Annotated in this window: 21 protein-coding genes; 9 read left to right on the forward strand and 12 right to left on the reverse strand. The window is 64.1% G+C overall.

The genetic code is table 11. From position 1 onward, the window contains the following. Positions 1-95 precede the first annotated feature (95 nt). The gene (locus tag R4P57_RS24215) at positions 96-1,283 is read left to right on the forward strand and encodes a TetR/AcrR family transcriptional regulator (protein WP_317805419.1); all 1,188 of its coding nucleotides are present in this window, start codon (positions 96-98) and stop codon (positions 1,281-1,283) included. Between the two features lie 77 nt (positions 1,284-1,360). Here the strand turns inward: R4P57_RS24215 and R4P57_RS24220 are convergent, their stop codons facing one another. Together R4P57_RS24220 and R4P57_RS24225 are read right to left on the reverse strand one after the other, a co-directional pair. Then, the gene (locus tag R4P57_RS24220) at positions 1,361-2,281 is read right to left on the reverse strand and encodes an oxygenase MpaB family protein (protein WP_317805420.1); all 921 of its coding nucleotides are present in this window, start codon (positions 2,279-2,281) and stop codon (positions 1,361-1,363) included. A gap of 2 nt (positions 2,282-2,283) precedes the next feature. After that, positions 2,284-3,801 carry an aldehyde dehydrogenase family protein gene (locus R4P57_RS24225; RefSeq protein WP_411742434.1) on the reverse strand — a complete coding sequence of 506 codons (1,518 nt, stop codon included), beginning with the start codon at positions 3,799-3,801 and terminating at the stop codon, positions 2,284-2,286. A 114-nt stretch (positions 3,802-3,915) separates the two neighbouring features. Here R4P57_RS24225 and R4P57_RS24230 point away from each other — a divergent pair, with 114 nt between their 5' ends. Further along, positions 3,916-4,572, forward strand: coding sequence for a GntR family transcriptional regulator (locus tag R4P57_RS24230; RefSeq protein WP_317805422.1), 657 nt, complete (start codon positions 3,916-3,918; stop codon positions 4,570-4,572). 30 nt (positions 4,573-4,602) lie between these two features. On the opposite strand, the gene R4P57_RS24235 is transcribed toward R4P57_RS24230, so the two are convergent. The 3 genes from R4P57_RS24235 to R4P57_RS24245 are packed head-to-tail and all read right to left on the reverse strand — an operon-like array spanning position 4,603 to position 7,879. Further along, positions 4,603-6,969, reverse strand: a complete 2,367-nt coding sequence (locus R4P57_RS24235; protein ID WP_317805423.1) for an FdhF/YdeP family oxidoreductase — start codon at positions 6,967-6,969, stop codon at positions 4,603-4,605. A 48-nt stretch (positions 6,970-7,017) separates the two neighbouring features. After that, a complete protein-coding gene (locus R4P57_RS24240; protein WP_032379982.1) occupies positions 7,018-7,278 on the reverse strand; it encodes an acyl-CoA-binding protein in 261 nt (86 codons plus the stop codon). Between the two features lie 28 nt (positions 7,279-7,306). Continuing rightward, entirely contained in the window at positions 7,307-7,879 is a 573-nt protein-coding gene (locus R4P57_RS24245) for a TetR/AcrR family transcriptional regulator (RefSeq protein ID WP_317805424.1), read from the reverse strand. Positions 7,880-7,902: 23 nt separating this feature from the next. On the opposite strand from R4P57_RS24245, the gene R4P57_RS24250 reads away from it, so the two are divergent. After that, complete coding sequence (locus tag R4P57_RS24250; protein ID WP_317805425.1) at positions 7,903-8,835, forward strand: oxygenase MpaB family protein; 933 nt, start codon at positions 7,903-7,905, stop codon at positions 8,833-8,835. A 29-nt stretch (positions 8,836-8,864) separates the two neighbouring features. Then, on the forward strand, positions 8,865-9,647 hold the full coding sequence (locus R4P57_RS24255; RefSeq protein ID WP_317805426.1) for an alpha/beta fold hydrolase: 783 nt from the start codon (positions 8,865-8,867) through the stop codon (positions 9,645-9,647). 54 nt (positions 9,648-9,701) lie between these two features. Here R4P57_RS24255 and R4P57_RS24260 read toward each other — a convergent pair whose 3' ends face one another. Further along, the gene (locus R4P57_RS24260) at positions 9,702-11,018 is read right to left on the reverse strand and encodes a class I SAM-dependent methyltransferase (protein ID WP_317805427.1); all 1,317 of its coding nucleotides are present in this window, start codon (positions 11,016-11,018) and stop codon (positions 9,702-9,704) included. Further along, positions 11,015-12,451, reverse strand: a complete 1,437-nt coding sequence (locus R4P57_RS24265; RefSeq protein WP_411742435.1) for an FAD-binding oxidoreductase — start codon at positions 12,449-12,451, stop codon at positions 11,015-11,017. The genes R4P57_RS24260 and R4P57_RS24265 overlap by 4 nt, the downstream gene beginning before the upstream one ends. 266 nt (positions 12,452-12,717) lie before the next feature. Here R4P57_RS24265 and R4P57_RS24270 point away from each other — a divergent pair, with 266 nt between their 5' ends. Continuing rightward, positions 12,718-13,152, forward strand: a complete 435-nt coding sequence (locus R4P57_RS24270; RefSeq protein ID WP_037188877.1) for an SRPBCC family protein — start codon at positions 12,718-12,720, stop codon at positions 13,150-13,152. On the opposite strand, the gene R4P57_RS24275 is transcribed toward R4P57_RS24270, so the two are convergent. Next, a complete protein-coding gene (locus R4P57_RS24275) occupies positions 13,149-13,811 on the reverse strand; it encodes a hypothetical protein (protein ID WP_317805429.1) in 663 nt (220 codons plus the stop codon). The two genes, R4P57_RS24270 and R4P57_RS24275, sit on opposite strands and share 4 nt — an antisense overlap. 124 nt (positions 13,812-13,935) lie before the next feature. On the opposite strand from R4P57_RS24275, the gene R4P57_RS24280 reads away from it, so the two are divergent. From R4P57_RS24280 to R4P57_RS24290, 3 genes are all read left to right on the forward strand, one after another. Next, positions 13,936-14,274, forward strand: a complete 339-nt coding sequence (locus R4P57_RS24280; RefSeq protein WP_317805430.1) for a YbaB/EbfC family nucleoid-associated protein — start codon at positions 13,936-13,938, stop codon at positions 14,272-14,274. A gap of 9 nt (positions 14,275-14,283) precedes the next feature. Beyond that, positions 14,284-14,892: a recombination mediator RecR gene (gene recR / locus R4P57_RS24285; RefSeq protein ID WP_032379989.1), complete on the forward strand. Its 609-nt coding sequence runs from the start codon at positions 14,284-14,286 to the stop codon at positions 14,890-14,892. A 126-nt stretch (positions 14,893-15,018) separates the two neighbouring features. Next, positions 15,019-16,026 carry a hypothetical protein gene (locus R4P57_RS24290; protein WP_317805431.1) on the forward strand — a complete coding sequence of 336 codons (1,008 nt, stop codon included), beginning with the start codon at positions 15,019-15,021 and terminating at the stop codon, positions 16,024-16,026. 32 nt (positions 16,027-16,058) lie between these two features. Here the strand turns inward: R4P57_RS24290 and R4P57_RS24295 are convergent, their stop codons facing one another. From R4P57_RS24295 to R4P57_RS24305, 3 genes are all read right to left on the reverse strand, one after another. Further along, positions 16,059-16,769, reverse strand: a complete 711-nt coding sequence (locus R4P57_RS24295; RefSeq protein WP_317805432.1) for a glutamine amidotransferase — start codon at positions 16,767-16,769, stop codon at positions 16,059-16,061. Beyond that, positions 16,762-18,024, reverse strand: a complete 1,263-nt coding sequence (locus tag R4P57_RS24300; RefSeq protein WP_317805433.1) for a Mur ligase family protein — start codon at positions 18,022-18,024, stop codon at positions 16,762-16,764. Before R4P57_RS24300 ends, R4P57_RS24295 begins: the two co-directional genes overlap by 8 nt. Before the next feature lie 119 nt (positions 18,025-18,143). Continuing rightward, a complete protein-coding gene (locus R4P57_RS24305; RefSeq protein ID WP_317805434.1) occupies positions 18,144-19,040 on the reverse strand; it encodes an EamA family transporter in 897 nt (298 codons plus the stop codon). A gap of 72 nt (positions 19,041-19,112) precedes the next feature. Between R4P57_RS24305 and R4P57_RS24310 the strand changes: the two genes are divergently transcribed. Next, on the forward strand, positions 19,113-20,024 hold the full coding sequence (locus R4P57_RS24310; protein WP_317805435.1) for a LysR family transcriptional regulator: 912 nt from the start codon (positions 19,113-19,115) through the stop codon (positions 20,022-20,024). Here the strand turns inward: R4P57_RS24310 and R4P57_RS24315 are convergent. Then, complete coding sequence (locus R4P57_RS24315) at positions 19,993-20,370, reverse strand: SHOCT domain-containing protein (RefSeq protein WP_317805436.1); 378 nt, start codon at positions 20,368-20,370, stop codon at positions 19,993-19,995. The genes R4P57_RS24310 and R4P57_RS24315 overlap by 32 nt on opposite strands. Positions 20,371-20,463: the final 93 nt, after the last annotated feature.

Consider the following 20,463-nt stretch of genomic DNA (forward strand, 5'->3'; position numbering starts at 1 on the left):
TTTCTGCAGGTCAATGCCGTAGTAAGTTTGCGATCATTCGCGTCGATGCCGCTACTGTGAGGGGATCGAGACAACCGGCGGGGCAAGGACAGGCGATGAGCGAGACAGGTACGACGGCGCAGCGGCGTCGGCCACGGAATCGAAAGGCGCAGATTCTGGTGGCCGCAGCCGAGGCCTTCAGCGAGCGCGGCTATCACCCCGTCGGAATCGAGGATATCGCCGCCACCGTCGGCATTTCCGGACCCGCGCTGTACCGGCACTTCCCGACCAAGTACTCCCTGTTCGTCGACACCGTCATGCGGATGACCGACTCCTTGGTCGCTGCAACCGATCCCGCCGTCATCGAGGTGGAGGATCCGCAGGCCCGAATCGACGCGGTCATCGGTGCCATCATCGCCACCACCATCGACAATCGCCGCACCGGTGGGTTGTATCGATGGGAGGGGCGCTATCTCGTCGGTTCGGACCGTGAATACCTACGCCGAGCGCTGCGAACGGTGCACGAGCGGGTGACTGTCCCGTTGCGACAGGTTCGCCCCGATCTGTCCGAGGCAGACGCCGCACTGCTGGCCACGGCGTCGATCAGTGTGGTCGCCAGCATCACCGCGCATCGATCGGCGTTGTCGTCCAAGCAGATCGAGGAGTCGATGCTCGCTGCCGCACGGTCGGTCCTGCGGACCGAACTTCCGCAGCAAGGCAGCGAATCTCCACACGGCGACTCCGTGCTGGAGCATGTATCGAAACGCGAAGAGCTGCTGCATCATTCGATTCGGCTGTTCTATCTGCACGGCTACCACGAGGTGTGCCTGGACGACATCGGCGCAGCAGCGTCGATCACCGCCTCCAGTGTGTACCGCTACTTCCCCAGCAAGGCCGAGCTGCTCGAGGCCGCGTTGCATCGCGCCAACGCCCAGCTCACCGACACCCTCGCCGGTGCGCTCGAGCAATCGAACTCCCCGGTCGACGCGGTGCGTACTTTCGCCAGGCTGTACACCGAATTGACCTTCCGGCAGGGCGAACTCGTGGCCGTGTACTTCGCCGAGATCGGAAATCTACAGGCCGATCGGCGGACCACACTGCGCCGGATACAGCGCCACAACATCGACGGCTGGGCGCAACTACTGCGGCAGGCGCGGCCGAACACGAGCGTGGTGGTGTCACGATTTCTGATCCACGCCGCTCTCGGGTTGGTCTTCGACGTCGGTCGCACGGTGCGGTTCGAGCGATCCGACCGAACCATGGCCAGGGTGCAACAGACGATGACAGCGGTACTTCTGGGATGAATCCACTCGACGTGAACCGGAGAACAACGATGTTCGAGAACCGGACGCTCTCGGTGACCACCGCCGCGGAGACACCGTCAAGCCGGTGCCGGAGTGGCCGTGATCGGTGCTGCCGAATCGGCGGTGTACGGGCACGCAGCAGCGCCAAGATCCCGAGGGCGGTAGCCGACGGGATAACCGGGGTAGGTCTTGTTCGACGCGTCGGCGGTGGCCCGCGATTGCGTCCGCTTGGGTAGGAACCGCTCGACGCGGGCCCTGGCGCGCAGAGCCCGCACGGCGGCCCGCTCGACCGTCGCCGAGCCTGCGGGGAAGCCGAAGGCACCGGCCATCCGGTCGTCCAACAGTGCGAAGACTCCCTGCTTCACGGCGGGGGTCAGCGCAGCGGGGTACCAGGAGCAGTACAGCTCGAGGGTGTACGTGCCGATCCGACGATTGTCCTCGGTGAAGCGGAACGTCCGCTCCTCGTAGTCGAGCTTGAACTGCGCGAGCTCGGTGTACGACTCCGGAATGTGCTTGATACCCATCCGTTTTCCCACCTCGCAGTAGAAGTGGAACGTTGCGAGTCGTTCCTTCGGATGCAGGCGACGCCATCCGTAGGTGTCGATCCACTCGATCGGTTCGTAGATGAACGTCGTCAACACGTAGAGCATGTCGTCGTTCGAGATGTCGTACTGTCCGTGCATTCGGTTGACCATCCGAAGCGACTCACGCCCCCGCTCGGAGTCGTATCCGTGCTCGAGTAGTTCGGCCATCAGCAGCGAGGTGTCGTCGTAGCGCTTCTGCGGTCGTTTCTCGAATTCGCCGGTCTCGGCCAACAGCGCCGAGATGGTCGGCACGCAATAGGTACAGAACAACGCGAACTCGAGTGCACGCTGATAGTCCCACGGAAACTCGTAGCCGGCGGTGATGCGGTGGATCGCGTGACAATCCCGCACCGGGTCGAGTTCCTCGATGCGCCGGAGCCAGCCGAAGCGCCCCTTCTTCGGCGTGATGTCCATGCTCAGCCCCGTCCGTGACGAAGCTTCAATGCCAGCACAGAGAGCTTCATGTTTCGCGCCTTGCGCTTCATCGTCAGCAGGTTGACCGGAGCTGCAAAACTCTGCACGGTCAACGATTTGACGGTGCTGAACTCGCGCAGTCCGTCGGCCCCGTGGATACGGCCGAATCCCGAGTCGCCCGTGCCGCCGAACGGCAGCGCCGGAACGCCGGCGAATCCGAGCACCGAATTGACCGTCACGACACCACAATCGAGCTTCTCGGCGGCTCGTCTGCCCACTGCTCCATCCTGGGTGAACACCGATGTGCCGAGTCCGTACTTGGACGCGTTGGCGCGTTCGATGGCCTCGTCCAGATCGCGTACCTTGTTGACCACGACGGTGGGGCCGAACGTCTCCTCGGTGATCGCAGTCGAATCCTCGGGTACGTCGGTGAGAACGACCGGGTCGATGTACGGCCCGTGCAGCGAGTCGAGTCCGCCGACGACTGCCTTGCCGCCCTTGGCCAGAGCGTCCTCGATCTGGCCGCGCACGATCTCGCTCTGCTTGCCCAGTGTCATCGGACCGTAGGACGAGGTCTTCGTTCCGCCGGGCTTCAGCGCCTTCACCGCGGCGGTGAATTCGCCGATGAATCGGTCGTACACCGGAGCCGCGACGTAGATGCGTTCGACGCCCGCGCAGGTCTGCCCGGCGTTGCCCATCGCTCCGAACGTCGCGAATTCCACTGCGGCAGTGATGTCCGCGTCTGCGTCGACGAGCATCGCGTCCTTGCCCCCGCACTCGGCGACCAGTGGGGTCAGCGACTTCGCGCAGGTGGCCATCACCTTCTTGGCCGTGGCGGTGGAGCCGGTGAACGCTATCTTGTCGACGCCGGATTCGACGAGGGCGGTGCCGGTGGATCCGTCGCCGGTGATCGTCTGGAACACCGGGTGCGGAGCGGCCAGTGACTGCCACTTCTCGGCCAGCCAGGTGCCGACGCCCGGCGTCAGTTCGCTCGGTTTGAACACGACGGTGTTGCCTGCCGCGAGGGCGTACGCGATGGAACCCATCGGTGTGTAGAGCGGGTAGTTCCAGGGGCCGATGACTCCGACGACGCCGAACGGTCGGTATCCGACGTAGGCCTTCTGGTTCACGGCGAGCAGGCCTGATCCGACCTTGCGCTGCCGCAGAGTCTTCTCGGCGTTGCGGGCCGCCCAGTCGATGTGCTCGACACCGAGCATGACCTCGAGCAGGGAATCCTCGTCGGGCTTGCCGGTTTCGGCAGCGATGACGGCAGCGAGGCTCGCGGCATCCCTGGCGATGGCGGACTTGAATTCGAGAAGCCACCGTTTGCGTCCGGCGAAGCCCTGCACATCCCACCATCGCGCGGCCGACCGGGCGCGAGCGACGGCAACGTCGACCTCTGCTGTGCCCGCGATCGGATACGTGGCGAGTGCGACACCTGTTCTGGGGTCGAGGCTTTCGAAGGTGCTCTCGTTCGTTCGTTCGATCTGGTCCGTCACGGGCTCTATCCTCCAGCGGATCGCATCACATATATTTGATGTGATTCAATGTTGTCCAGGACACACTATGCGCCACCTCGGGTTGCTACAACCCCCACCGTCCGGCCGCGTAGGAGCCAGTGCAGGAGTAGTTCCATGAGCATCGATCTCACCCGCGCCGCATCGCCGAAGCACCCGATTCCGCGTCGGCCGCAACTATCCGAGGACGTCGCCGGGAGCATTCGTCAGCAGATCGTCTCGGGAGTGCTGCAGCCGGGCTCGTTCGTGCGGATCGAAGAAGCGGCAGTCGAGCTCGGTGTCAGTGCCACTCCGGTCCGAGAGGCGCTCGTCGCATTGCGCGGTGAGGGACTGGTGGAACAAGTGCCGCACCGCGGCTACCGCGTGAACGAATTGTCGCCGCAGGACGTCGACGACATCTTCTGGCTGCAGGGGACCATCGCGGGCACGCTCGCCGGCCGTGCGGCGAGCGTCATCACCGGCGAGCACCTGGAACAGTTGACCGCGCTCAACGACGGGCTTCGTGGTGCCGTGGCTCGCTCCGACACCGAATCGGTGGAGTACTTTGAGTTCGAGTTCCATCGATTCGTCAACAAGATTGCCGGCGGAACCAAGCTGGCGTGGTTTCTGCTCGGCGCGGTCAGGTACACCCCGCGGGTGTACGCGACCGACAGGCAGTGGGGTGACGACGCGGTGCGCAGCCACGAGCAGTTGATCGAGGCCTTCGGGCGGCGAGACGTCGAGGCGGCAGCCGATGTGATGCGTCGCCAGTTCCGGAAGTGGGACATTCGCTAGAACCACCCGCTCCCGGAGACCGGCTTCCCGTCAGCTCAGATGATGCGGCTGAGGGTGTGACTTGTGCCCCTCGTCGGAGCCCTCGTTGTCCTGATGACCGTTCGCCGTTCCCTGCACACCCGTTCCTGCGGGAACCATCGAGATGATCACCGACTTCGAGGTGGGGGTGTTGCTGTGCAGCGCAGTCGAATCCAGCGGGATCAGCGGATTGGTCTCCGGGTAGTACGCAGCGGCTGACCCACGCGGGGTGTCGTACTCGACGATCCGGAACGACGGAGCGCACCGTTCCACGTCGTCGTCGTCCCACTTGGTGACGAGGTCGACCATGTCGCCGTTGCGGAAACCGAGAGCCGAGATGTCCTCTCGGTGCACGAAGATGACCCGTCGGCCGTTCTCGATACCGCGGTAGCGATCACTGAGGCCGTAGATGGTGGTGTTGAACTGATCGTGACTGCGCAGCGTCTGCAGGATCAGATGGTTCGGCGGAACCTGCAGCACGTCGATCGGAGACACCGCGAATTCGCCACGGCCGCTTTCGGTTTCGAACGTCCGACTGTCGCGCGGCGGGTGTGGGAGGACGAAGCCGCCCGGGCGTCGAACATTGACCTCGTAGCCCTCGCAGCCAGCGACGACGCGTGAGATGTGCTTGCGGATGTTGCGGTAGTCGTCGCGGAAACCCTTCCAATCGAGACCGTAACGGTCGCCCAGGGTTGCCTCGGCGATACCGCTGACGATCGCGACCTCGGACCGAAGGAACTCGCTCGCAGGCTTGAGCGGTCCGCGCGAGGAATGCACCGAGCAGGTGGAATCCTCGACCGAAATCCACTGCTCACCACTGGCTTGCACGTCCTTCTCCGTGCGTCCCAGAGTCGGCAGGATGATCGACGTCTCTCCACAGACGAGATGGGAGCGGTTGATCTTCGTGGAGATCTGCACCGTCATTCGCATCTTGCGCAGCGCCTCGAACGTCACGTCGCTGTCCGGCGTCGCCTGAACGAAGTTGCCGCCGAGTCCGAGGAAGAAATGCGCCTTGCCGTCGCGCATGGCTCGGATGGAATCGACGGTGTCCAATCCATTTTCGCGCGGCGGTTCGAAGTCGAATTCCGCGGCCATGGCGTCGAGGAACTTCACCGGCGGGCGCTCCCAGATGCCCATGGTCCGGTCGCCCTGCACGTTCGAGTGACCGCGAACCGGGAGCAGACCGGCACCGGCCTTGCCGATGTTTCCTTGCGCCAGGGCGAGATTGGTGACTTCCTTGATGGTCGCAACGGCATTGCGGTGCTGTGTCAGGCCCATGGCCCAGCAGAAGACGGTGGCCTTGGAGTCGCGCAGCATCTCGGCGGCCTCGGTGATCTGCGCTACCGACAATCCGGTGACCTCGGTGACGAGATCCCAGTCGACGTCCGCGACGTGGGACTTCCACGCGTCGAAGCCGACGGTGTAGTTGTCGAGGAACTCGTGATCGAGTGCATCCCACTTCACCAGCAGCGAGCCGATCGCCTGGAACAGGGCGAGGTCGCCGTTGATCTTGATCGACAGGTGCAGATCCGACAGGTCCGTTCCCGGCCCCACCATTCCGCGCGGGGTCTGCGGGTTCTTGAAGTTGAGCAGACCCGCTTCGCGAAGTGGGTTGATGGAGAGGATCTTCGCGCCGTTCTGCTTGGCCAGCTCGAGGGCCGAGAGCATACGGGGGTGATTGGTGCCGGGATTCTGGCCGGCCAGGGTGATCAGTTCGGCATTATGGACATCGTCGAGCGTGACGCTGGCCTTGCCGATGCCGATCGACTCCTGCAGAGCGATGGACGTCGACTCGTGACACATGTTGGAGCAGTCGGGCATGTTGTTGGTGCCGAACGACCTGGCGAAGAGTTGGTAGGTGAACGCAGACTCGTTCGAGGCGCGGCCGGAGGTGTAGAAGATGGCCTCGTCCGGACTGGCGAGGGACTTCAGCTCGTCGCCGATCAGGCGGAACGCGTCGTCCCACTCGATGGGCTCGTAGTGACTGCCGCCGGGCAGTTTGATCATCGGATGCGTGATCCGGCCCTGCTGGCCCAGCCAGTGCTCGGTGTGACCGTCGAGTTCGGCAATGCTGTGCTGCGCAAAGAACTCCGGGGTCGCCCTCGTTGTCGTTGCTTCCTCTGCAACGGCCTTCGCACCGTTCTCGCAGAATTCCGCTGCGTGCCGATGGCCCGGATCCGGGTCGGGCCAGGCGCAGCTCATGCAGTCGAAACCCTCGGCCTGGTTCAGCTTGAGGAGCGTCTGCGCGGTGCGCACCGGCCCCATGTGCCCGAGTGCTCGCTTCATCGACACTGCAACGGCGACGGGGCCTGCCGCGTGGGTCTTCGGCTTCTCGATATCGAGCTCGGCCTCGTCGACGTCGCTGTCGGTGCGTCTCATGCGGGTCCCTTCGTTGCGTTACCCCCGCACTCGACCATAGCCGTAGGCTCAGCCGGCGAGGAGCTTGGTCACCAGATCCACGTACTGCTGCTTCGCCGAATCCTGGCTCGTACCTTCGAGCTTCGCCCAGGCATCGAACTTCGCGCGGTTCACCATGTCCAGTCGCCCGGGCCGTTTACCCGAGGCGTCACCGATCGAACCCTGCTTGTAGAGCGAGTACAGGCTCAGTAGGTCGTCGTTGCTCGGCTTGGACGTGAGCTTCTTGACGTCTACCTGCGCGTCGGCGAACGACTGGTCGAGATCGGACATGAAAGAACTCCTTCGAGTAGAGGTGGTGTCATCCTCGCATGGAGGCTTCGGAAATCAGCCGAATGCAGTGCGCCACGAGGGCTTCGCGGGTGACGGTGACCGTGCCGTCGAGATAGCCGATGAACAGGGCAGTCAGCGCCCCGACGGTGCCGACGGCGATCAGCTGTCGATCGGCGGAGTCGGGGAGTTGTGCGTGCACCAGTTCGACGAAGCCCGGTAGCAGGTCGAGTCCGCGGCGGCTCAGCGCCGGTTCGGCCAAGGGCGCGATGAGAAGCACCCGTCCCGTTCGCGGTTCGTCGATGATGAGTTCGACGAATGCGCGCACCGGCGCTGCGATGGTGTCCTCGGCAGTGGTCGCCTGCATCACGGCGTCGAGCAAGGCGCTCTGTGCTCTCGTGCCCACCCATGCGTACACCGTGCGGACGAACGCGTCGCGGTCGGAGAAGCTCTCGTAGAAATACCGCTCGGTCAGTCCGGCGGTACGGCAGACGGCGCGCACGTTGACGGCCGGTCCGTCCGGAGAGCCGAGGAGCTCGACCCCGGCCGCGAGCAACGCGTCGTACCGCTTGGATCTGCGTTCCTCCAACTGTTGACTACGCATGTTGTCAACTTTAGTCTGACAACATGCGTAGTCAGTACGATCGACCCGTCCCGCTCGGTCCCGATTCACTGACTTGGAAGTACTTCGGCGACTGGCGGGGAATGCTGCAGGGCGTCTGGGCAGGGTCGATGCAGAACATGCACCCGGGGCTCGGAGCCGGGGTGGAGCACCACTCCACGTTCTTCGACGAGCGTTGGCAGCGCCTGTATCGATCGTTGTACCCCATCGGTGGGGTCGTGTTCGACGGCGATCGCGCCGAGGAGACCGCACTGCAGGTCCGCGGATATCACGCGAACATCAAGGGAATCGACGCCAAGGGCCGCAAGTACCACGCGCTCGATCCCGACACGTTCTACTGGGCCCACGCCACCTTCTTCATGGGCACCGTGCTCACTGCCGACCACTTCATGGGCGGGCTGACCGAGGCGCAGAAAGTGCAACTGTTCGACGAGCACGTGCAGTGGTACCGCCTGTACGGCATGAGTATGCGGCCGGTGCCGGCGACCTGGCCCGAGTTTCAGGCATATTGGGATCACATGTGCCGAAACGTGTTGGAGGACAACATGGCCGTGCGTGGAGTGCTGGACCTGTCGAAGCTGGGACCGCCCCCGTACGCATCCTGGCTGCCGGAACGAGTGTGGGCGGTGCCGAGGCGTCCGGTGGCGGCATTGTTCGTGTGGATCACCGTCGGGCTCTACGAACCGCCTGTGCGCGAGCTCCTCGGCTACAGCTGGTCTGCGCGGGACGAGAAGCGTTTCACGTTGTTCGGTAGGGCGGTGAACCTGATGTTCGGACTGATGCCACCGCGTCGCAGGCTGCATCCACGAGCTCGCGCCGGGTGGGACCGCGTCACGGGTCGAATCCCGAGAAAGGCACCGCTGGTGCACACACCGGCCCGGAATCTGCCGCCCGCGGAGCGGCGATCGGACCCCTCGCACTACAGCCCGAAGGTGTAGATCGGCGCGCTCGGGGTACCACGCGGGGTATGCACAGTGTCAGAACCGGAACCGGAACCCCGATCGTCCTCGTCCATGGGCTCGGGTCCTCGCACCGAAACTGGGTCCCGATCGTCCCCGCCCTCGCCAAGCATCGAGAGGTCATCGCCCTCGACCTGCCCGGGTTCGGGCAGACTCCGCCGCTCCCCGAGGTCTCCATCGCGACGTTGACCGACGCCCTGAGGGAATTCCTCGACAACGAGGGACTGTCCGACGCCGACCTCGTCGGTAGTTCCATGGGTGCGCGGATGGTCGTCGAACTGGCCCGCCGCGGTCATCGCGGGTCGATGGTGGCGCTCGATCCCGGTGGGTTCTGGAACGACCGCCAGGTCAGGATCTTCGGAGCCACCATCACGGCGTCGTTGGCGCTGATGAAGAACGTGCAGCCGCTGGTGCCGTTCCTGGCCGGTAACCCGGTCACCAGAACGGCTGCGCTGGCTCAGTTCTCGGCTGCTCCCTGGAAACTTCCGAGCGGGCTGGTCGAACAGGAGCTCAAGGGCTTTTCGACGAAGACCTCACCGTCGCTCGACGCCGCGCGCAAGGCCCTGATTCACGGACCGAAGCAGTTGGGTGCGACGAAGGGTTCACTGCAGGGCTCACTACTCATCGGCTGGGGCCGTCAGGACAAGGTGACGACGCCCAGCCAGGCGAAGGTGGCGCTGGAGCGATTCCCCGACGCCACCCTGCACTGGTTCGACAAATGCGGACACTTCCCGCACTGGGATCAGCCGACCGAGACCGCGCGGGTCATCCTGCGCGGGACAGGTCGCTGACGCTCCCATGTGCGTGGAACTTCGTAGCAGGGGGAGAGGTTCCGCTCACATGCGTCAGCCGTTCCACCAGGGCCGCAGGGGGACGTCCGCCTGCCCCTTCGGTCCGAGTTTGACCGCCAGAACCTGGTGCAGCTGAACCACATTGCGCTCGAATCCCAGACGGGACCCGGCCATGTACAGGCCCCACACCCGAGCGGTTCCCTCGCCGGCCTCGGCGACACATTCATCCCAGTTGTCGACGAGGTTCTGGCACCACCCGGCGAGTGTCAGCGCATAGTGCTCGCGCAGGTTCTCCTCGTGACGAACCTCCAGTCCGACGTCCTGGATTTCGGTGATGATGCGGCCCGAGCCGGTGAGTTCCCCGTCCGGGAAAACGTAGCGGTCGATGAAGCTGCCTGCTTTGGCGTGTGCGCGATTGTCCGGTCGGGTGATCGAGTGGTTCAGTAGTCTGCCGCCGTCACGAAGCTTGGACTGGATGAACGTGAAGTACGCCGGGTAGTTGTGCACGCCGATGTGCTCGGTCAGTCCGATCGACGAGATGGCGTCGAAGTTGGTCTCGGGTACGTCGCGGTAATCGGAGAAGCGCACCTCGGCGAGATCGGAGAGGCCCTCGTCGGCGATGGCCTTCTGTGCCCACGACGCCTGCTCCTGGGAGAGCGTCACCCCGATCACCTTCACACCCCGGCGGGCGGCGTACCGCACCATCGAGCCCCACCCACAGCCGATGTCGAGCAGACGGTCACCCGGTTGCAGGCCGAGCTTGTCGAACACCAGCCGATACTTGTTGTCCTGCGCGGCTTCCAGGGACTGATCGGCGGCCTCGAACGCCGCACACGTGTACGTCATCGAGGGTCCGAGCACCATCTCGTAGAAGGCGTTGGACACGTCGTAGTGGTGGTGGATCGCTTCTGCATCGCGAGTCTTGGAGTGCCGCAGACCTTCTGCGATGCGACGCCACCGCGGAATCGCTTCCTGGGGCGGGGGAGCGATGGGCCGCAACACATCCCATCCCAGCGAACGGGCGATCGATGTCAGCGTCATCGCCGAAGGTCGACGGAAGTGCATCTCGTCGCCCATCAGCGCGATCAACTCGTACGGGTCGCCCGGATGGACGCCGGTGGCTTCGAGGTCACCCGAGACGTAGGCGCGCGCTATGCCGAGATCGCCGGGAGCGGTTGCGAGATAAGTGGTTCCGCGTTGGCTCTTGAGGTTGAGTCCGATCTTCGCATCTTCCGGTCCTGCGGTGCTGCCGTCGTATGCGGTGAAGCGCAGTGGGATGTTGCCGTCGGAGATCAGTTCCAGAATCTCGGAGATCTTGAGCTTCTGGGCACCGTTCACCGTGCGATTGCCGGAGTCCTTGAACGTCGTCATCTGCGTTGCACCGCCTTCGAGTACAAATCCAACAATCGGGATTCGGGATCGTATTTCTTCTTCAGCTGGATGTATCTCTCGCCGCCGTACAGCACGGCAAATTCATCCTCGGTGTAATAAGCATCCGAGTACAGCGATTTATGCCCGTCGAACTCGGTCACTTTCTTCTCGATGGCGCGGTTCGCGGCACCCTCGGGTTCGCCGTCGACGATCGGGACCGACGACCAGAAGCCGATGTTGACGTAGGTGCGTTCGGGTTCGAGCGGGTACAGCGGCCACGGCCGCACCGGATTCGCTCCCGGCGCTGCGGGCTCGCGAAGTCGCAACGGGCACAACCACAACGGCTCGATCGGGATGTTGTCGAGGAACCACGCCACGAAGCCGGCGGTGTGTTCGATCGGAACCTCGACATCCTGCACGACGCGTTCGCGCGGCGGATTTCCCTTGCGCTTCTCGAGTCGATCGGCAATGTCGTACTTGCGATCGAGGCCGATCAGCTTCCAGTAGAAACTACTGCGCCGGTACTTGCGCGGCCAGAAGCGTCGGATTCTCGGGTTCTGCGTGCCGAATGCGCGGGAGCACCAGAACCAATCGGTGTCCCAGCGCCACAGGTAGTCGTGAATGGTGAGGCGGTCGGTCTTCGGTGTGTCCGACGCATGCTGGATCGAGCAGTAGAAGATGTCGGCACCGGTGTAGTCGCTGACCGGCCCCGGTTCGTCGGTCTGGACGCCGAGGGTGAGGTAGCTTTCGTCGGTGCCGAAGACCACACCGTCGAGGTACTGAACCTCGATGCCGTCGTACTCGCGCTGTTCGACGATGGTGCCCATCGTGGACTGGAGAGTGTCGAGATCGTGAAATCGTAGGTGGCGCAACGCAACATACGGCAGCACGGGTTCGAGCTGAATCCGCAGTCGAGTGGAGTAGCCCAGGGTTCCGTACGAGTTGGGGAAGCCCCAGTAGAGATCTGCGCGTTCGCCCTCCGGTGTCGCGGTGACGATCTCGCCGCTGCCGGTGAGGACATCGATCTCGAGCACCGATTCGTGTGGGAGTCCACTACGAAACGACGTCGACTCGATACCGAGTCCGGTGACGGCTCCACCGAGGGTGATCGTCTTGAGCTGCGGGACGACGAGGGGGGCAAGACCGTAGGGAAGCGTCGCGTCGACCAGGTCCTCGTACGTGCACATACCGGCGACATCGGCTGTGCGCGAGGCGGGATCGACGGAGATGACCTTGCTCAGACCCGAGACGTCGAGCCCGGGTGTGGTGGTGGTCGTCCTGGCCCGGAACAGGTTGGACGTCTTCTTCGCCAGACGCACAGTCGCATCGGCGGGAATCGCTCGATAGCTGCGAAGCAACTGCTCGACACCCGACTCGTGCGCTGCGTAACCGCTCTCCCTCGGTTCTGGTCGCCGTCCGAGAAAAGCATTCACTGAAGCCACATACAGACGCTATATCTCGTACCGCCTGGTATCCACCGGGATTGGCGTCCGACCGGTGAAACTTCACGCAACTGTTGCCGAATCCCGGTCGGGAATCGGAGTAAATCGGACAAATGGTTGGGTCATGCATGTGTTTTACGGGCATCGAATTTTTCTTGTGAAGCACATCACATGGTGCTCTGCGGGATGCCGGACGCGAGCGTCCGGCGAGGCAGGATGGACGCACATCCCGTCCGCTAGAGAAGGAGAACGTTTCCGTGGCTCAGGTCAGTGCATCCAGTTCCGCCACCATCGCTGCCACACCGGATCGGGTGCTCGCCGCGCTCGCCGACTACGAGACGGTGCGCCCACGCATCCTGCCCGAGCAGTACCGCGATTACGAGGTGGTCCAGGGCGGGCAAGGAGACGGAACCGTGGCCACGTGGACCCTGCAGGCCACCGAGAAGCGAGTGCGCAACGTCGCCGCGACCGTCACCGTCGCCGGATCGACCATCACCGAACGCGACGCCAATTCCTCCATGGTCACCACCTGGTCGGTCGCTCCGGACGGCGCAGGCACCACGGTCACCACGACGACGGAATGGAAGGGTGCAGGCGGAATCGGCGGGTTCTTCGAGAAGACCTTCGCGCCCCTCGGCCTGAAGAAGATCCAGGCCGCGACGCTGGACAACCTGCGCCGCGAGTTGATCTAGGCCTGCTCGAAATCCGGGGCTGCGATCATCGCCAGGGTTCCGACCACCACGGTGCGCATCGACCACAGAAACATTCCGTCGGGTCCGCGGTCGATGTTGTCGTAGGCCCCGGGCAAGGTCTCGAGGTCGGTGCGCGCGGCGATGGCGGCGTCGTATTCACGGTCGCGTCGGGCATTGTTGTAGACGATCTCTGCTAGTGCCACGGCGTGCTCGACGACGGTGATCACGGCCCACGTTGCCTGCTTGGGGGTGAGGTCGTAGCGCACTCGGTAACGCGTCTGCACGGCGTCGGCCATCCGAAGGCCGTCGATGGAACTGGGAGTCAGACCGATCAGATACTCAGCGATCCCCGGGTTGGAGTGAACCAGCTCGCGCATCGCGGAGGCCAGGGTCAGCAGAGCGTTGTCCATCGATTCGTCGTCACCGGGCAGCGGAGGCGACCACCTGCGCAAAATCTCCTCTGCGACCAGAGCTTTGAGCGCGCAGAGGTCGTCGATGTTGTTGTAGATCGCGACGATCGAAACACCCAGGCTCTCGGCGACCGACTTGACCGTCACCTTCGGCAAGGTCAGTGCAATTCCCGCCTCGGCCATGGTCTCGGGTGTCACCCGGCGCTTACGAGGGGTCTTGTGTCCCTCGGGGGTCGCCGGCTGATTCATGCCACGAGACTACGTGCGGTCAGTCCTGACAGATGTTCAGATACGGGATGCGTGCGGGCGCGAGTCACCGATGACTGTGCGACTACGCTGGTGCTCGCTTCGACCCACGCGAGAGGACGGCACAGTGCAACCCGGTGAACAGCCCGACATGGCATCGATCCTGCAGCAGGCCCAACAGATGCAGCAGCAACTGATGGCGGCACAGGCCGAGATCGCGGAAACCGAAGTGACCGGCCAGGCGGGCGGCGGACTCGTCGTCGCCACCGTCAAGGGAACCGGTGAGGTGGTCGGACTGACCATCGACCCCAAGGTCGTCGACCCGGACGACATCGAAACGTTGCAGGACCTGGTGATCGGTGCGATCGCTGATGCTTCGAAGGCAGCGCAGAACGTGGCGAGCGAAAAGCTCGGACCCCTCGCAGGTGGTCTCGGTGGCGGCTCGCTCGGACTACCCGGCTTCTAGGCGAAAAGAGTGTACGAAGGTCCGGTACAGGATCTGATCGACGAACTCGGCAAGTTCCCCGGGGTCGGTCCGAAGAGCGCTCAGCGCATAGCTTTTCACCTCCTCGGCGTCGAACCTCCCGAGGTGGATCGGCTCATGCGCGCGCTGCAGCGCATTCGCGACGGTGTGCAGTTCTGCATCGTGTGCGGCACGGTCTCGGACAAAGAACTGTGCCGAATCTGCGCGGACTCGCGACGTGACAGATCGATGATCTGCGTCGTCGAAGAGCCCAAAGATGTTCAGGCAGTGGAACGTACGCGAGAATTCAAAGGCCGCTACCACGTACTCGGTGGGGCACTCGATCCACTGAACGGAGTGGGGCCGGATCAGCTCCGCATCCGAGAGTTGTTGACTCGCGTAGGAACTCAGGACGACGGCGTCGACGTCACCGAGGTCATCATCGCCACCGACCCCAACACAGAGGGCGAAGCCACTGCCACGTATCTGGTGCGCATGATGCGTGATTTCCCCGGCCTGGCGATCACCCGCCTCGCGTCGGGCCTGCCGATGGGTGGAGACCTCGAATTCGCCGATGAACTGACGCTCGGGCGTGCTCTGACCGGGCGCCGACGGATGTAGAGCGGCTTCGCCGCATGTGCGCGGAACCTCGTAGCAGGGGTCGAATTTCCACTCACGACCCGCGGCTATCCACAGCCTGTGGATAGATCCTGACGCGGTCATCGCAAACCGGGCATCCTCAGGTCCATGAGGACCAGACCAGCGGGAACCTGGCAGCGACTGCTCGACGCTCAGCACGGAATCATCACTACGAAGCAGATGTACGAGATCGGTGTCAACAAGGACTCGATCAACCACTGCGTGGAAACCGGGCAGTGGCTCAGGGTCTTTCGTGGAGTCATATCGGTGACCAACGGGCCGCTGACTCGTGAGATGCAGCTGTCGGCGGCATTGCTGTACGCAGGTCGGGGAGCATTGCTGAGCCACACTACGGCTGCTGAGGAGTGGGGATTTGTTCGACGCGGTGACGGTCCGGTGCACCTCACCGTTCCTTATGGATGCTCGGCGATCAGCAGGCCACCGACGGTGCGGCACGCCAAGCAGAACTTCACCTCGGAGAGCAATGAGCAAATCCATCCCGGCGTGATCGTGCACCGTTCTCGTGCCATGGGACATATCGGTGTCGAGACGGATCCGGCGCGAACGAGCACCGCCGACACAGTCCTCGACCTCGTCGTCGCAGAGCCGACGTCGAGGCAAGCAACGATCACGTTGGTCTCGGCGATGTCGTCGGGTGGCGTGAACGTTGCGGCAATGGCACAGAAGATCGAAGCTCGGCGACCGATGCGCTACTTGAAACCGATTCTGCACACCCTGGCATTGATGCGCAGTGGGGTCCATTCAGCACTAGAGCACCGCTACGTTCTCGACGTCGAGCAGGCACACGGTCTACCGGTCGGGCAGCGCCAGGCACCGGTTCTTGTCGACGGTCGGCAGCTCTTCGAAGATATCCGCTACGAGATCTGCGACCTCATTGTCAGGCTCGACGGCCAGGCCTTTCACTCTGCCAAGCAACGACGCTTTCGTGATCGCAGACGCGACAATGCCGCGGAGCTGCGGAACTTGCCGCGGTTGATGTACGGCTGGCATGAAGTGACCCAAGACCCGTGCGGCGTGTACCGCGAGGTCCGTCAGGTGCTGGTCCGGGAGGGTTGGAACGACGCGTCGTATCCGTGCGAACGGTGCCCCATGTGAGTGGAAATTCGTAGTGGGCTACGAAGTTCCGCTCACGTGCGGCGAAGCCGCTCCTCGCGTAAGCGAGCTACCTCGGGCAGGTCCAGCGGAGCGAGAGTCGTGCCCAAAGCCCGCTCCAGCAGGTAGTCCGCCAACTCCGGGTTTCGGGCGAGTACCGGCCCGTGCATGTACGTGCCGATCACAGAACCTTGCACGACGCCTTCGCGTCCGTCGCCGACGCCGTTGCCCACACCGTGAGTGACCTTGGCCAATGGGGATGCGTCCAGGCCGAGAGTTGTTCCACCGCGGTGGTTCTCGAAGCCGGAGAGTTTCTGGCTCAGGCCGTCGAGTGCGGGTTCGGTGACGACCTCACCGATGGACCTGGTGGCCTGCGGCGCAGTGGTCACGTCGAACAGCGAGATGCCGTCGACGCGTTCGCCTGCGGAGGTCTCGTACCAGTGGCCGAGGACCTGGATCGCGGCGCAGATGGCGAGCACCGGCACCCCGCGGGCCGCGGCGTTCTGCAGTCCCGGGTATCGGGTGAGGTGACGGGTCGCGAGGCGTTGAGCCGAATCCTCTGCTCCACCAAGGGTGTACACGTCGAGTGAATCGGGAACCGGGTCGTTCAGGGTGATCTGGACGACCTCGGCATCGATGTCTCGCATGCGGAGCCGCTGTCGCAGAATGAGCGCGTTGCCGTTGTCGCCGTACGTGCCCATCACGTCGGGCAGGACGAGGCCGATGCGAACGGTGGATTCAGACATCTTTCACCTCACGTGCCAGCGCGCGCCCGAGATCGCGGAACGCGGTGTAGTTGGCCAACACTTCGACTCGTCCCGGCGGGCAGGACGCGATGGCCTGCAACGGATCTGCGATGGTGGTGTGCTGCGAACCGGCGTAGAGCAGCCGCACTCCGAGGTCGGTCGCACGTTCACCGGCGGCGACGACGGCCACGTTCTCGAAGTGCTCGAAGCGGACGTCCCACAGCCACGACAGGTCTTCGCCGTCGGGAACCTGACCGTTGACGGCGATGACGAGTCCGTCGCAGGTGGGGTCGATCATCGACAGCGCTTCTTGCCAGCCGGCGGGATTCTTCGCGAGAAGCATTCGGACGGAATGCGATCCGTACTGGATGGTGGAGTAGCGCCCGGCCACCTCGTCGACGCCCGACGCGGCCGCGACTGCATCTTCCGCGCTCGCGCCCAGCGTCACCGCCGCGGCTACCGCTTGAGCTGCATTGCCGCGGTTGGCTTTTCCGGGCAGAGACAGCTTCATCGGCAGAACGAGTCCATCGGGTCCGTAGAGATTCTCGTCGTCGAGCCACCAGTCCGGCGTCGGACGCTTGAAGTCACTGCCGGTGCTGTACCAGTGCTCGCCGACCCACACGATGGGTTCGCCGGTGCGCGGGCAGCTGACCGAGTCGCCTGCCCACCCACCACCCGCTGCGACCCAGACCACGTTCGGTGCGTCGAACGCCGCCGAGGTGACGAGGACGTCGTCGCAGTTGGCGATGACGACGGTCTCGGGATGCCGGGCCAGGCCGGCGCGAAGCTTGCGTTCGATCATGTTGATCTCGCCCACGCGGTCGAGCTGATCGCGACTGAGGTTGAGCAACACGATGGCAGCGGGATCGACGGCGTCGGACACATGGGGGACGTGCAGTTCGTCGACCTCGAGAGCGGCCAGTTCGGCGTCGAAGTGGGCGTGCAGTGCGGCGACGATGCCGGCGTCCATATTCGCGCCGTCGGCCTGGGTGGCTACGTCACCCAGGGTGGCCAGCGCCGCAGCAGTCATTCTGGTGGTGGTGGACTTGCCGTTGGTGCCGGTGACGATGACGGTGCGTCGACCGCGGCCGAGTCCGCCGAGGATGTCCGGGTCGATCTTGAGTGCGACGAGACCGCCGATCATCGATCCCTTGCCGCGGCCTGCTTTGCGGGACGCCCAGGTCGCCAGCTCCGCCGCGCGCAGAGCCACGCGGCCACGTGCGCCGATACGTCTGCGCTCACCCACTTCAACCATCCGCCGAGTCTGGCACAGAAGAGCGTGCGATTTCACGTCGGCGGTTTCTACCCCTGGGTCGTCCTGCGGGCTCCACTCCCGCTACAACTTGGTCATTCCGCAGGCTCCACTCCCGCCCCTCACACCGGCGCTTTCTCCAGTACTTCGGTGGGTCGCCGGACGGCCATGCCGCCGAGACACCCGCCGATGACGACGACGCCACCGATCAGCGCCAGCACCGATGGGTTCTCACCCAGGAAGATCCAGGCACCGGCGATGCCGACGACGGGAACGAGCAGCGAGAACGGCGCGACGAGACCGGCGGGGTTGCGGCTCATCAGGATGCTCCACAAGCCGCTACCGACGATCGTGGCCGGAATCACGATGTAGGCCAACGCGACCAGGCCGGGCCAGCCCTGCGGACCGAACGAGGCCGCCAGTGCCTGCCATCCGGTGCTCGGACCCTCGACGATCGCCGACAGCGCCAGCATCGGCACCGGCGGCACGACGGTCATCCACAGCATCAGCGTCATCGGCGACTCGGACTTGGCTAGTCGGTTTCCCAGGTTGCCGAACGCCCAACCGAGTCCGGCGAGCAGGGTGAGGATCACTGGGAGCAGGGTGGCGCTCTGGGCGCGATCCCACCCGATCAGCACCATCCCGAGCACGGCGACCGCGATACCGATCGCTTGCCTGCGGCTGACGTGTTCGCGCAGGAGGATTGCGCCGAGAACGACGGTGAACGGCGCGGACGACTGCAACACGAGCGATGCCAATCCCGTGGGCATACCGGCCGCCATCGCTGCGAACAGGAAGGCGAACTGCAGGAATCCGAAGCCGAATCCGTAGAGCAGCAACCACTTCAGTGGGACGTTCGGACGTGGGACGAACAACACGACGGGGACGGCGATCACCAGGAACCGCAGCGCGGCGAAGAAGAAGGGCGGGAAGTGATCGAGCCCGACGCGGATTGCGAGGAAGTTGAGTCCCCACAGCACGGCGACGGTCAATCCGAGCAGGCGGTCGCGAGTGGTCATGCCGTCAATCGTGACGGGAGCGAATGATCAGCACAATCGAATATATCCGCAGTAACAGTTAAGATTTTCTGCATGAATGTCGAGCGGCTCAGGATCCTCGGAGAACTTGCCGATCGCGGGACCGTCGCCGCCGTCGCCGAGGCCATGTCCATGACGCCGTCGGCAGTGTCTCAACAGCTCAAGCTGCTGGCTCGTGAGTCTGGGGTGACACTGCTCGAACCCGACGGCCGCCGCCTTCGACTCACCGACGCGGGACGCGCATTGGTGCTCAGGACCGACGACGTGCTCGCTGCCCTCGCCCGCGCCACAGCCGAAATGGATCGATACCGGGCGTCCCCGCGGGGACGCGTCCGAGTTGCGCTGTTCCCATCCGGTGCAGCGCTCCTGCTGCCCGGGTTGCTGACGCGGTTGGCGAATTCGGACGTCGACATCGACGCCCGAGACGAGGACCTGCCGGCGTCCTCGGTGCCCGAATTGCTGGCGGATTACGACGTGGTGCTCACACACCGGGACGAGCGAGCACCGTCGACCGCGGGCCCGCGCATCGAAGTGACGACCCTGATGCGTGAGCCCATCGATCTGGTGCTGCCTACCGATCACGCACTGGCACAGCACGAAACGGTGGACCTGCAAGAGCTGGCCGACGAACGATGGATCAGCGTCCGCGGCGGATTCCCCGTCGACGACGTACTGCTCTCGGTAGCCGCGGCCACCGGGGTGGAACCCCGAGTGGTCCAGCGGGTGAACGACTTTCGCGTCACCGAGGTGTTGGTGGCGGCAGGGCACGGCGTGGCGTTGATGCCGCGCTATGCCGTCGTGCACCCGGGCTTGGTGCGCAGGGAACTGTCCGGGGTGCGGGCAGGGCGCATCTACGAACTCGCGACCAGGCCGAACGCCGGACGACTGCCGGCGATCGCGGCAGTGCTCGACGCGTTCCGGGCGGAAGCGACGTTCAGGACAGGGCTTTGGCCTTCAGTGTCCTGAACTCGTCCTGGTCGATGGTTCCGTTGTCCAGCAACACTTTCGCGTGTGCGATCTCCTCCGATGCCGACCGCCCGGCCACTTCCTTGATGTAGTTCTCCTGCTGGTCCTTGGCGTGCTGCAGGGCAGCGACCTGACGCTTGGCCATGTTGCTGCCGTTCACGATGAGGTAGACCAACGCGGTCAGGAACGGCGCAACGATGAGGAAGAACACCCACACGGCCTTGAGGACCCCGGATGTCTTGTGGTCTCGGAAGAGGTCTCCGATGATCGAGAACATCACCATCAGGTACGCAACGAACGCGAATCCGACGATCAGAAGCCAAAGAAAATCCCAGAAAGAGTCCATGGCGAACTTCCATTCCCTCAGGTGCCCCGACAGCAGAGTTATTGTCCCACGCTGGGTGTCGGCTGGACGCCGATAAGCAGCGAAAAGCCGCCC

It is taken from the genome of Rhodococcus sp. IEGM 1330 (genome assembly GCF_033142445.1).
Taxonomy (GTDB): domain Bacteria; phylum Actinomycetota; class Actinomycetes; order Mycobacteriales; family Mycobacteriaceae; genus Rhodococcoides.